This is a genomic window from Acidimicrobiia bacterium (genome assembly GCA_035651955.1).
In the GTDB taxonomy this organism is placed as follows: domain Bacteria; phylum Actinomycetota; class Acidimicrobiia; order IMCC26256; family JAMXLJ01; genus JAMXLJ01.
In genome coordinates this window covers 17936-29659 of the sequence record DASRES010000035.1, presented here as the reverse complement: position 1 = coordinate 29659, position 11724 = coordinate 17936, and the positions used below count along the sequence as shown (strand labels likewise).

General features: G+C 71.8%; 12 protein-coding genes. 9 read left to right on the top strand and 3 right to left on the bottom strand.

Annotated features, from left to right (window positions below):
• Positions 1–24 precede the first annotated feature (24 nt).
• The gene (locus VFC33_08065) at positions 25–918 is read left to right on the top strand and encodes an SDR family oxidoreductase (GenBank protein HZR13189.1); all 894 of its coding nucleotides are present in this window, start codon (positions 25–27) and stop codon (positions 916–918) included.
• 534 nt (positions 919–1452) lie between these two features.
• On the opposite strand, the gene VFC33_08060 is transcribed toward VFC33_08065, so the two are convergent.
• Positions 1453–1857 (bottom strand): SCP2 sterol-binding domain-containing protein, encoded by a 405-nt coding sequence (locus tag VFC33_08060; GenBank protein HZR13188.1) that lies wholly within the window; start codon positions 1855–1857, stop codon positions 1453–1455.
• 97 nt (positions 1858–1954) lie between these two features.
• On the opposite strand from VFC33_08060, the gene VFC33_08055 reads away from it, so the two are divergent.
• From VFC33_08055 to gatA, 3 genes are read left to right on the top strand one after another with little or no spacing between them, the layout of a single operon-like run.
• Positions 1955–2269: a 4Fe-4S dicluster domain-containing protein gene (locus VFC33_08055; protein ID HZR13187.1), complete on the top strand. Its 315-nt coding sequence runs from the start codon at positions 1955–1957 to the stop codon at positions 2267–2269.
• Between the two features lie 10 nt (positions 2270–2279).
• Positions 2280–2579, top strand: coding sequence for an Asp-tRNA(Asn)/Glu-tRNA(Gln) amidotransferase subunit GatC (gene gatC, locus VFC33_08050; protein ID HZR13186.1), 300 nt, complete (start codon positions 2280–2282; stop codon positions 2577–2579).
• Positions 2576–4009: an Asp-tRNA(Asn)/Glu-tRNA(Gln) amidotransferase subunit GatA gene (gene gatA, locus VFC33_08045; protein HZR13185.1), complete on the top strand. Its 1434-nt coding sequence runs from the start codon at positions 2576–2578 to the stop codon at positions 4007–4009. The genes gatC and gatA overlap by 4 nt, the downstream gene beginning before the upstream one ends.
• A gap of 113 nt (positions 4010–4122) precedes the next feature.
• Here gatA and VFC33_08040 read toward each other — a convergent pair whose 3' ends face one another.
• Positions 4123–5049, bottom strand: a complete 927-nt coding sequence (locus tag VFC33_08040) for an alpha/beta hydrolase (GenBank protein ID HZR13184.1) — start codon at positions 5047–5049, stop codon at positions 4123–4125.
• A gap of 16 nt (positions 5050–5065) precedes the next feature.
• Between VFC33_08040 and gatB the strand changes: the two genes are divergently transcribed.
• Positions 5066–6526 carry an Asp-tRNA(Asn)/Glu-tRNA(Gln) amidotransferase subunit GatB gene (gene gatB / locus VFC33_08035; GenBank protein ID HZR13183.1) on the top strand — a complete coding sequence of 487 codons (1461 nt, stop codon included), beginning with the start codon at positions 5066–5068 and terminating at the stop codon, positions 6524–6526.
• A gap of 56 nt (positions 6527–6582) precedes the next feature.
• The gene (locus tag VFC33_08030; protein ID HZR13182.1) at positions 6583–7569 is read left to right on the top strand and encodes a type IV toxin-antitoxin system AbiEi family antitoxin domain-containing protein; all 987 of its coding nucleotides are present in this window, start codon (positions 6583–6585) and stop codon (positions 7567–7569) included.
• A 16-nt stretch (positions 7570–7585) separates the two neighbouring features.
• Here the strand turns inward: VFC33_08030 and VFC33_08025 are convergent, their stop codons facing one another.
• A complete protein-coding gene (locus tag VFC33_08025; protein ID HZR13181.1) occupies positions 7586–8266 on the bottom strand; it encodes a maleylpyruvate isomerase family mycothiol-dependent enzyme in 681 nt (226 codons plus the stop codon).
• Between the two features lie 140 nt (positions 8267–8406).
• Here VFC33_08025 and ilvD point away from each other — a divergent pair, with 140 nt between their 5' ends.
• From ilvD to VFC33_08010, 3 genes are all read left to right on the top strand, one after another.
• Positions 8407–10083 carry a dihydroxy-acid dehydratase gene (ilvD, locus tag VFC33_08020; GenBank protein ID HZR13180.1) on the top strand — a complete coding sequence of 559 codons (1677 nt, stop codon included), beginning with the start codon at positions 8407–8409 and terminating at the stop codon, positions 10081–10083.
• Between the two features lie 9 nt (positions 10084–10092).
• Positions 10093–10881, top strand: a complete 789-nt coding sequence (locus VFC33_08015; protein HZR13179.1) for a DNA-formamidopyrimidine glycosylase family protein — start codon at positions 10093–10095, stop codon at positions 10879–10881.
• A 123-nt stretch (positions 10882–11004) separates the two neighbouring features.
• Positions 11005–11724: a response regulator transcription factor gene (locus tag VFC33_08010; GenBank protein ID HZR13178.1), complete on the top strand. Its 720-nt coding sequence runs from the start codon at positions 11005–11007 to the stop codon at positions 11722–11724.

The window sequence follows — 11724 nt, the reverse complement described above, 5'->3', positions numbered from 1 at the left end:
GTTCCACGAGTTGGGAGGCCGCGCATGGGCGCGCTCGACGGACGTGTGGCGATCATCACCGGTGCAGGTCGGGGGCTCGGTCGCGAGCACGCGCTCCTGTTCGCGTCGGAGGGCGCCAAGGTCGTCGTCAACGACCTCGGCGGCAACATCGACGGGACCGGTGACGACCGCGCGCCCGCGCAGCAGGTCGTGGACGAGATCAAGGCCGCGGGGGGCGAGGCCGTCGCGAACGTCGACAACGTCGCCGACTTCGACGGCGCCAAGCGACTGATCCAGACCGCGGTCGACACGTTCGGCGAGCTGCACGTCCTCGTGAACAACGCGGGCATCCTGCGCGACCGCGTCCTCGTCAACATGACCGAGCAGGAGTGGGACGCGGTCATCCACGTGCACCTGAAGGGCCACTTCTGCCCGACGCACCACGCGGCCGTCTACTGGCGCGAGCAGTCCAAGGCGGGCAAGGAGGTCAAGGCGTCGCTGATCCACACGTCGTCGACCTCGGGCCTGCTCGGGAACCCGGGTCAGGCGAACTACGGGGCGGCCAAGGCGGGCATCGCGGCGTTCAGCGACATCTGCGCGAAGGAGCTGGGCCGCTACGGCGTGCGCTCCAACACGATCGCGCCCGCCGCCCGCACCCGGCTCACGCTCCAGACGCCCGGTCTCAGCGACGCGGTGAAGGAGCCCGAGGACGCATCGAAGTTCGACGTGTGGGACCCGGCGAACGTCTCGCCGATGGTCGCCTACCTCGCCACCGAGGGGTGCGAGCTGACCGGCCAGTGCTTCCTCGTGCAGGGCGGTCTCGTGCAGTACTTCCAGCCGTGGACGTTGACGGCGAAGCTCGAGCAGCAGGAGCGCTGGTCCGTCGCCGCGTTGAGCGAGCAGGTCCCGAAGCTGATGGAGCAGGTCAAGAAGAAGTAGCCGTCCGGTCGTCACGCGGCGTGACGACCGATCCCGGTGACGCTCCACTCACGGTGTACCACGCTTCGCGCGCCGTTTGCCGACCCGTCTGTCCTGTTGTGCACGTTTGCGCAGGTGTCGGCGGGCTCAGGCCGCGGGTAAATGGGTCGATGGCACTATTGCCCGGCCACGGAGCGCGTCATACCGTCCGACGACAGGTGGACGACGGACGCGCAGCGTGGTCGGCGAGGTGCCCCAGCGGCTCCGAACGAGACCATGGACGGCGAGGGCAGGTGAGAGCCATGCGGCGACTTGCGCACGGAGGGACGGTTCGACCGCCGGTCACGCGACCGGGGAACGGGTACGCCCGGCTGCCGCGCCGTTGCCCGGGGCCCCTCGTCGCGGTGCCGCCCAGCGACGTCCCCGAGCCGTCCTGGTTCTCCGAGCCGCCCGCGCTCGTCGAGGTCGGCGCCGAGCTGACCGCCCGGCTGTCGGCCGTCCTCGGCCGTCGCGTCTGACGCTGCGCCGGGGCGACGGGCGCGGGGCGGATCCCGCTTACTCGGTGACCGCGATGATCGCCTGCGTCAGCTCCGGGTCGCCCGCCGCGCCACCGCCGGCCGCCGCCCCGGCCATCAGCTTGGCCATGTCGCCCTGGACCTTGACCTTGCCGGCCATGAACGCCTGCATCCCCGCCTGCGGGTTCCCCGACGCGAACACGTCCTTCGCGGTCTGGTAGTCGGTCGTCATCGTGACGTCCGCGGCGTCGAGGTGGCCCTGGCCGAACAGCGCCTTGCCGTCGTCGGATCCCATGTGGAACTGCCGGTCGGCGTCGAAGGGGGTTCCCGTCACGACGAGGTTCATCTTGATGTTCTGGTGACCGGCGGGCGCGTCGTGCTGCTCGATGAGCGCCGTGACAGCCGAGAACCAGTCGTCCGACAGGAAGGGGTACTTGTCCGCCACCCGGACCTCCTCACGCCGTGGAAACGGGGCCCGGATAGTACCGACGGGCCCGCTCGAGCGTCGAGGACGCGTCGCGCCCGCCAGTACGCTCGCCGAGATGGCGGCGACGACGCGCGCGGAGCGCATCGCGGCACGGGAGCGCAACCCGAAGTGGCAGAACGCGCCACTGCGCATCGAGATGTCGGAGTGCATCAACTGCGACGCGTGCCTGCGGCACTGCCCGCCGCAGTTCGGCGCGATCTTCAACCACGGGGTCGACGTCGTCATCGTCCCGGAGCTCTGCAGCGGCTGCGACAAGTGCGTCCCTGCGTGCCCGGTGTCGTGCATCTATCCCGACCCGGAGTGGGAGCCCGCGCCGGACGACTGGTGGGAGGAACCGCTCTCCGCCGGCGATCCCTACACTGGTCCCTAGACTCCGCGTGATGAGCAGGATCACCCGTGACGACGTCGAGCACGTCGCGCGTCTCGCGCGTCTCGCGCTCACGGACGACGAGGTCGAGCGGTTGACGGAGCAGCTCGAGGTGATCCTCGAGCACGCCGCGCAGGTCTCCGCGCTCGACACCGCCGGCGTCCCGCCGACCGCGCACCCGCTGCCGCTCGCGAACGTCCTCCGGCCCGACGAGCCCCGACCGGGCGTGCCGCGCGACGACGTGCTGGCCATGGCGCCCGCGAGCGAGGACGACCGCTTCCGCGTCCCGCGCATCCTCGGCGAGGCGCCGTGAGCGAGAGCCGGTCGGCGCTCGAGATAGCGGCCGCCGTCCGCGCCGGGGAGCGCTCCGCGCGCGACGTCGTCGAGGAGTGCCTGGGCGCGATCGAGGCGCGCGAGGGCGACGTGCACGCGTTCAACCTCGTGCTCGCTGACGAGGCGCGGGCGGCCGCCGACGCCGTCGACGCCGCGGTCGCACGCGGCGACGATCCCGGGCCGCTCGCCGGCCTACCCGTCGCGCTCAAGGACAACCTCTGCACGCGCGGCATCCCGACGACGTGCTCGTCCCGCATCCTCGAGGGGTGGCGACCCCCGTACGACGCGACGGTCGTGCGACGCGTGGTGGACGCGGGCGGCATCCCGATCGGCAAGACCAACCTCGACGAGTTCGCCATGGGCAGCTCCACCGAGAACTCCGCGTTCGGGGCCACCCGCAACCCGCACGACACCGCCCGTGTGCCGGGCGGGTCGAGCGGTGGGTCGGCGGCCGCGGTGGCTTCGGGCTTCGCGCCACTCGGCCTCGGCTCCGACACCGGCGGCTCGATCCGCCAGCCCGCCGCGCTGTGCGGGGTCGTCGGGATGAAGCCGACATACGGACGCGTCTCCCGCTACGGGTTGATCGCGTTCGCCTCGAGCCTCGACCAGATCGGCCCGTTCGCGACGAGCGTCACCGATGCCGCGCTGCTGCTCGAGGCCATCTGGGGACCGGACGCGTGCGACAGCACGTCGATCCCGTCGCCGCCGACCGCGGTGCTGCCCGAGCTCGACGACGGCGTCGAGGGGTTGCGCATCGGTGTCGTCGAGGAGCTCACCGACGCGCAGGGCGTCGACGGCGACGTCGTCTCGTCGGTGGAGCGTGCCGCGGGCGCCCTGACGGACGCCGGCGCGAAGGTCGAGCGGGTCTCGGTCCCGAGCGCGGTGTATGGCCTGTCCGCGTACTACCTCATCGCGCCGGCGGAGGCCTCGTCGAACCTCGCGCGCTACGACGGCGTGCGCTACGGGCTGCGCGTCGACGGACCCGACGTCGCGACGATGAACGCGCAGACGCGCGACGCCGGCTTCGGGGCCGAGGTGAAGCGACGCATCATGCTCGGCACGTACGCGCTGTCGGCCGGCTACTACGACGCGTACTACGGGCAGGCGCAGCGCGTCCGCACGCTGATCATCCGCGACTTCGCGCGTGCGTACGAGCGGTTCGACGCGCTGATCGGCCCGACGTCGCCGACGACTGCGTTCCCGCTCGGCGCGAAGACCGACGACCCGCTCGCGATGTACCTCAACGACGTGTGCACGATCCCGTCGAACCTCGCCGGCCATCCGGCGGTCTCGGTGCCGTTCGGAACCGGGTCCGACGGGCTCCCCATCGGCGTGCAGGTCCTCGCCGACGCGCTCGCGGAGCCAGTCATGTTTCGCGTGGCGCGCGCGATCGAGCTCGCCGCGCCGTGACGTCGAGCGCGTGCCTCTGGTCGCACTCGCTGCGGGCCGGGGTACCCGGCCCGCGGGCGCTCGCCGCTCCGTGTAGCGCGCGCGATCGAGCTCGCCGCGCCGACGCCGTGATGTCAGCGAAGGTCGGCGAAGAAGTAGGTGAGCGCGCGGTTCAGCACGGTCGCGGCCTCCCACTGGAGGAAGTGGCCCGCGCGCGGGACGTGGAACGGCCCGATGCACTCGGTGAACGCGACCGCACACTCGTCCGGGAAGGTGCGGGGAACGACGTGGTCCTCCGTGCCGTAGAGAACGAGCGTCGGCGTCGGGTTCTGCTCGAAGACGCGCGGCACGTCGGCGAGCGGGCGCGCCCCCGTCGAGCTCTCGTAGACGCCCCAGCTCGCGCGCAGCTGGTCGGCGTCCGCGTACGGCTCCGTCATGAACTCGACGTCGTCGGGCGTGAACGTGCCGGGCGCGGCCCACAGCCGGTGGCCGTACATGTCGGCCACGTACGCGCGCCGGCGCTGCGGCGTGTCGAGCTCCGCGAGGAGCCCGTCCGGATCGGTCGCCTGCCGGCGGAAGTAGTCCGCGGTCGGGCGCGTCGCGCGCGGCGGGGCCTCGCGCGGGATGCCCGCAGCCTCGTACAGCTCGTGCAGCGGCGGCGCCAGCGTGTTGAACACGCACTGGCGGTCGACGCTGTCCGGGTAGCGCAGCGAGTGGTCGTAGAGGACGACGCCGCCCACGTCGCCACCGATCACGCCGTAGCGGTCGTGACCGAGCACGTCGTGCATCAGCGCGCGCACGTCGAGGGAGAACGCGGCGACGTCGTAGCAGCCGTCGGTCGCGAGGTCGGAGTCGCCGTGGCCGCGCAGGTCGGGCGCGACGACCTCGAAGCCCGCGGCGGCGAGCGGCGCGATGTTGCGCCACCAGATCCGCTTCGTCTCCGGGTAGCCGTGGAGGAGCAGCAACGGATAGCCGCCGGCGCCTTCGTGGACGAACGCGAGGGTGACACCGTGGCGCACCGTCTCGCGCCGGATCGTGAACGCGTCGGGATCGAGAGCCATCACGGGGGAGTCTGACATGGCGGTCACCGACTACGAGCCCGTCATCGGTCTCGAGGTGCACGTCGAGCTCGCGACCGCGACGAAGCTGTTCTGCGGGTGTCCGAACGAGTTCGGCGCGGAGCCGAACACGAACGTGTGCCCGGTGTGCCTCGGGCTGCCCGGCTCGCTCCCGGTGTTGAACGAGCGCGTCGTGGAGTTCGCGCTGCGGATCGGCGAGGCGTTGCACTTCGACGTGCCGCCGTCGTCGATCTTCCACCGCAAGAACTACTTCTATCCCGACATGCCGAAGGACTACCAGATCAGCCAGTACGACGAGCCGATCTGCGTCGAGGGTTGGCTGGAGGTCGACGGCGCGCGTGTCGGGATCGTGCGCGCGCACATGGAGGAGGACACCGGCAAGACGATCCACGTCGGCGGCGGGGGCCGTATCCACGACGCCGAGTACTCGCTCGTCGACTACAACCGCGCCGGCGTGCCGCTCATGGAGATCGTCAGCAAGCCGGAGATCACGAGCGCGTCGCAGGCGCGTTCGTACGTGAACGAGCTGCGCGCGGTGCTCGAGGCGATCGGCGTGTCGGACGTCAAGATGGAAGAGGGCTCCATGCGCGTCGACGCGAACGTGTCGGTGCGGCCGTCGGGCGCGTCGGAGCTCGGGACGCGCACCGAGATCAAGAACATGAACTCGTTGCGGTCGCTGGCGCGCGCGATCGAGTACGAGATCGAGCGCCAGACGTCGGTGCTCGACGCCGGCGGACGCGTCGTGCAGGAGACCCGTCACTGGGACGAGGAAGACGGCCGGACGCACTCGATGCGCTCGAAGGAAGAGGCGTTCGACTACCGCTACTTCCCCGAGCCGGACCTCGTACCCGTCGCGCCGACCGACGAGATGCGGGCACGAGCTCGCGCGTCGATCCCGGAGCTGCCGTCCGCGTTACGGGCGCGCTTGGTGACCGAGTGGGGCTTGAGCGAGGCGGACGCGCGAGTGCTGGTCGAGGTGCCCGGCCTCGCGGAGTACGCGCAGCGCGCGGTCGCGGCGGGCGGCGACCCCGTCGAGGTGACGAAGTGGGCGACCGGTGAGGTGCTCGGGTTCCTCAACGAGACCGGGTTGGCGCCGGGCGCGCTCCCGCTCGCGCCCGACGGCCTCGCCGAGCTCGTCGCGCTCGTCGCGGACGGGACGCTCTCGCGGAAGATGGCGAAGGACGTGCTCGACGAGTGCCTGAAGGAGCCGAAGCGACCGAAGCAGGTGGTCGAGGAGCGCGGGCTCGCGCAGGTGAGCGACGAGTCGGAGCTCGCGGCCGCGGTCGACGACGTGCTGCGCGCGAACCAGTCCGTCGTCGACGAGTGGCGCGCCGGCGACGACAAGCTCCGCAAGAAGAAGCGTGGCTTCCTGATGGGCGAGCTGATGAAGGCGATGAAGGGCAAGGGCAACCCTGCCGTCCTCAACCGTCTCCTGGACGACCGGCTCTCGGGCTCGTAGCCCGCCGCGGGCCGCGCCCGTCGTTCGCTGTCGCACCTCCGCTGTTTCATTGAGCGATGAGTACCGCGGAGCAACGGAATTCGCTCAACGAAGGCCGTGACTCGCGCGCAGCCGCGATCGCGGGCTCGCAATACGGCCTGCTGAGCGCTGCTCAAGCGGTGGCGATCGGGTTCACGCCGAACGCGATCCGGACACGCGTCACCCGAGGCCGCTGGGACCGAATGCTGCCAGGCGTGTACCGCATCGCGGGCGCGCCCACGCGCGGTCGCCAAGCTGCACTCGCCGCGGCACTGTGGGCGGGCGAGGACTCGCGTGTCTCACACCTGACCGCGGCCGTGCTCTGGAATCTCGACGGTGTCGTGACGCGCCGCGTCGACATCACGGTGCCGTACGAGTGCACGCGGCGGCATCCCGCGGTCGTCGTCCATCGGACGAAGACGCTTCCGGCAGTCGATCGCGACGTGGTGCACGGCATTCCCGTCACCACGGTGGCGCGCACACTCGTCGACCTCGCCGGTTCGGTCGACGCGACCGTGCTCGAGACCGCGCTCGACGACGCGCTCCGGAAGCAGCTGACGACGTGCGCGTTCGTCGAGTGGCGCGTCCGCGAGCTCGGCAGGACGGGGCGCGCCGGCGTCGCCGTGCTTCGTCGCCTGCTCGAGGAGCGCGGCAGAGGCGCCGCGGCGCTCGAGTCCGCACTGGAGGGGGCGGTCTGGCGCGTGCTTCTTCGGAGTGGTCTTCCGCGGCCCGTCAGGCAGCACGCCGTCACGATCGACGGACGATCGTTCCGGCTCGACTTCGCCTGGCCGGACGCCTTCGTTGCCGTCGAAGCCGACGGCTACGCGTTCCACGCCGGTCGGCGGGCGTTCGTCGACGACCGCGCCCGCACGGCGCGTCTCGTCGCCGCGGGATGGCGCGTCGTCCCGGTGACCTGGGACGAGGTGCGCAAGCGGCCGGACGACTTCGTCGCGCACGTCCGTTCGGCGTTGGATCGCGCTTCGTTGACAGGTGACTACCGCCAGGCCACGGGGATCCCTCAATGAGCGATCTGGCCCGGCGTCAACGTTCGCCGATGGAGGTCGTCGGCGTGCCGTAGGTGGAGAAGAGCGGCGCGTACGCGGCGGCGTCACCGTCCCAGGCGAGCGCGCGGATCTCGTCCACGGTGCGGCGTCCGCCCAGTGCGCGCGCCAGCTCGAACGGCTCCGCGCGAACGGTCGCGACGGGCTCCCCGTCGCCCGCCGTGTAGCCGTGCGACCCGGCCTCGACGCGCAGGGGACCGAGGCCCGCCCCACCGATGCGCCGCGCCAGCCCGGGAACGTACGACTCGACGACCGTCAGGATCACGTCGACGTCGCGCCCGCCCTGGCGGTCGATCGCGCTGCGGACGTCCTGCTCGTGCTGGAACGCGTCGGACACGGCGGTCGCGGCCATCGCGCCGCCGATCGCACGCAGCCCGTCCTCGAACTGCGGGCCGCCCTCGTTCCACTCGTCGACGAGGTCGCGGATCGGCACGTCACGTCGTGCGGCGACCTGCGCGCGGGTCCACGCGTCGCTGCCGACGCCGTCGAGCTTGCCCGCGAGGACGTCGGTCACGGTGCCGGCGAGGTGCGCGACGACGTCGTGCACCGTCCACCCCGGGCACGCGGGGACGGGCGTCGCTGCGGTCGCGTCGTCGAGGTCGCGCACGAGCGAACCGACCCGCTCGCGTGTCGCGCCGTAGAGCATCCCGTAGTCGGTCATCGCGCGGAACCTACCCGGAAGACCAGCGAGCGGACCCGTCTACGCTTCACGAGCATGAGCGAGCGTCGGGAGGCGGGCATCCCGCCGAGCAGCGAGCGTGGCCCGAGCGGCCCGGCCCGCAGGGCCAGGAGCGGACGAGCATGAGCGATGTGAAGCCCCGCAGTCACGAGGTCACGGACGGTATGGAGCGCGCCCCGGCCCGGGCGATGCTGCGAGCCGTCGGCATGGGGGACGACGACTGGGGCAAGGCCCAGGTCGGCGTCGCGTCGAGCTGGAACGAGGTCACGCCGTGCAACCTCCCGCTCGATCGTCTCGCGAAGCGCGCCAAGGACGGCGTGCGCGCGGCGGGCGGCTTCCCGATCGAGTTCGTCACGATCGCGGTGAGCGACGGCATCTCGATGGGGCACGAGGGGATGCGCGGGTCGCTCGTGAGCCGCGAGATCATCGCCGACTCCGTCGAGTGCGTGATGCACGCGGAGCGCTTCGACGCGCTCGTCACGTTCGCCGGCTGTGACAAGAGCCTGCCCGGCATGTTGATGGCCGCCGCTCGCCTGAACCTCCCGTCGGTGTTCCTCTACGGCGGGTCGATCCTCCCCGGCCGGTGGAAGGACCAGGCGCTCGACATCGTGAGCGTGTTCGAAGCGGTCGGCGCGTGCGCGGCCGGCACGATCACCGAGAACGAGCTCGGCGAGATCGAGCGGCGCGCGTGCCCGACCGAGGGCAGCTGCGCGGGCATGTTCACCGCGAACACGATGGCATCGATCGGGGAGGCGCTCGGCATGTCGCTGCCGGGCAGCGCGAGCCCGCCCGCGGTCGACCGTCGTCGGGACGACTTCGCCTACGACAGCGGCCGCGCCGTCATGCGGCTGCTCGAGTCGGGCATCCGGCCCCGCCAGATCATGACCAAGGACGCGTTCGAGAACGCGATCGCGGTGACGATGGCGCTCGGTGGCTCCACGAACGCGGTGCTGCATCTCCTCGCGATCGCGAACGAGGCGCGCGTCGAGCTCGAGCTGGACGACTTCAACCGCATCGGCGCGCGCGTCCCGCACATCGCCGACACGAAGCCGCACGGCAAGTACCACATGTTCGACATCGACCGCATCGGCGGCGTCCCCGTCGTCATGCGCGAGCTGCTCGACGCGGGACTCCTCCACGGCGACGCGCTGACCGTGACGGGCAGGACCATGGCCGAGAACCTCGCCGAGCTCGACCCGCCGAAGCCCGACGGCGACGTCGTCCACCCGCTCGACGCGCCGATCCACGCCCAGGGCGGCATCGCCGTGCTGACGGGGTCGCTCGCGCCGAACGGCGCGGTCGTGAAGGTCGCGGGGCTCGACCAGCTGCGGTTCGAGGGTGTCGCGCGCGTCTTCGACGGCGAGGACGCGGCGATGGACGCGATCCTCGGCGGACGGATCGACGCGGGTGACGTCGTCGTGATCCGCTACGAGGGCCCGAAGGGCGGCCCCGGGATGCGGGAGATGCTCGCGGTGACCGGCGCGATGAAGGGCGCCGGTCGCGGCGGTGACGCGGCGCTCGTCACGGACGGCCGCTTCTCGGGGGGAACGCACGGCTTCTGCGTCGGGCACGTCGCGCCCGAGGCGGTCGACGGCGGCCCGATCGCACTCGTCGCCGACGGCGATCGCATCGTGATCGACGCGCAGTCGCACACGATCGACGTGCTCGTCGACGACGCAGAGCTCGCTCGCCGCAAGGCGACGTGGAAGCCCATCGACCCGCGCTACACGAGCGGGTTCCTCGCCAAGTACGCGCGACTCGCGCAGGGCGCGGACAAGGGCGCGATCACGAACCTGTAGCGCGCACGCGTGCCGGAGATCCTCGAGGTGGAGGCGGCGCGCCGGCTCATCGAGGAGCGCGCGCTCGACCGCCTCGTCTCGCATGTCGACGCGCAGGACGCGTGGTACCTGAAGCGCGGTCTCACCGCGGACGCGCTCGACACCGCCCTTCCCGGGCGCGTGTTCACCCGCGCGCGTCGCCGCGGCAAGCTCCTGATGCTCGACACGAGCGGCGACGGTCCCGTGCTCGGCCTGCATCTCGGGATGAGCGGCCGCGTCGTCATCGATGGTGCCGCGGCCGGTGATCCGCTGCTGTACACGAGCAACGACGACCGGCCCGAGTGGTACCGGTTCCGCGTGCACTTCGTCGACGGCGGCGGGCTGGCGCTGCGCGACCCGCGCCGGCTCGGCGCAGTCGAGCTCGACCCGGACGAGGACCGGCTCGGACCCGACGCGATGACGCTCACGCGCGCGCAGCTCGACCGCGCGCTCGACCGCAGCCGCGCGCCGCTCAAGGCAATCCTCATGGACCAGGCGCGCGTCGCGGGACTCGGCAACCTGCTCGTCGACGAGGTGTTGTGGCGCGCCGCGCTCGACCCGGCCCGCCCGGCCGGCTCGCTCGACGGCGACGAACGGCGCGTGTTGCAACGCTCGATCCGCACGGTCGTCCGCGTGCTGGGCCGCCGGGGCGGTTCGCACACCGGCGACCTGATGGAGGCCCGCGTCCCCGGCGGGCTGTGCCCGAGGGACGGCGCTCCGCTGCAACGGCGGACGGTCGGCGGCCGGACCACGTATTCGTGTCCGTTGCACCAGACGTGACCCGGGGCAGGGACATCTCTCAGCACCGGCTCACGGTGCTCTCACCAGCGCTGCGGTGGAGTGGCCGAGATGCTTGCTGGAGGCGACGCGGGGAACGGCGCGTCGCCGCCGTACCATGCCGGCGTGCGCGTGCTGGTCGTCGAGGACGAGACGAAGATGGCTGCGCTCGTACGGCGGGCGCTCGAACGCGAGGGGTACGCGGTCGACGTCGCCTCGACCGGCCAGGACGGCCTCTGGATGGCGACCGAGCACCAGTACGACGCGATCGTCCTCGACGTGATGATCCCGCCGCCGAACGGCTTCGAGGTCTGCCGCGAGCTGCGCGCCCGCGGGCGGTGGGCGCCGATCCTCCTGCTCACCGCGCGTGACGGCGTCAGCGACCGTGTCGCCGGTCTCGACGCGGGCGCCGACGACTACCTCGCCAAGCCCTTCTCGTTCGCCGAGCTCTACGCGCGCCTGCGCGCGCTGACCCGGCGCGGTGCGCGCGAGCGCCCGTCGGTGCTCGAGGTCGGCGACCTGACGCTCGACCCCGCCGCGCACTCCGTCCATCGTGCCGGCGCGCCGATCGACCTGAGCCCGAAGGAGTTCTCGCTCCTCGAGCTGTTCATGCGCCACGAGGGCGAGGTCCTGTCGCGCACGCAGATCCTCGACCACGTCTGGGACTTCGCGTACGACGGGACCTCGAACGTGGTGGACGTGTACGTGCGCTACCTGCGCGAGAAGATCGACCGCCCGTTCGGGCGCTCGTCGATCGAGACCGTCCGCGGTGTCGGCTACCGGTTGCGGCGACCCGAGTCGGGCCACACGGTCGAGACCGCGGGGAAGCACCGTCCCGGCGTCTGA

Bases quoted from the DNA above. Each gene is read 5' to 3' on its own strand.
- ilvD (HZR13180.1), top strand. From the start codon at position 8,407: ATGAGCGATGTGAAGCCCCGCAGTCACGAGGTCACGGACGGTATGGAG.
- VFC33_08055 (HZR13187.1), top strand. From the start codon at position 1,955: ATGGCGGCGACGACGCGCGCGGAGCGCATCGCGGCACGGGAGCGCAAC.
- VFC33_08040 (HZR13184.1), bottom strand. From the start codon at position 5,049: ATGGCTCTCGATCCCGACGCGTTCACGATCCGGCGCGAGACGGTGCGC.
- gatC (HZR13186.1), top strand. From the start codon at position 2,280: ATGAGCAGGATCACCCGTGACGACGTCGAGCACGTCGCGCGTCTCGCG.
- VFC33_08030 (HZR13182.1), top strand. From the start codon at position 6,583: ATGAGTACCGCGGAGCAACGGAATTCGCTCAACGAAGGCCGTGACTCG.
- VFC33_08025 (HZR13181.1), bottom strand. From the start codon at position 8,266: ATGACCGACTACGGGATGCTCTACGGCGCGACACGCGAGCGGGTCGGT.
- VFC33_08065 (HZR13189.1), top strand. From the start codon at position 25: ATGGGCGCGCTCGACGGACGTGTGGCGATCATCACCGGTGCAGGTCGG.
- gatB (HZR13183.1), top strand. From the start codon at position 5,066: ATGGCGGTCACCGACTACGAGCCCGTCATCGGTCTCGAGGTGCACGTC.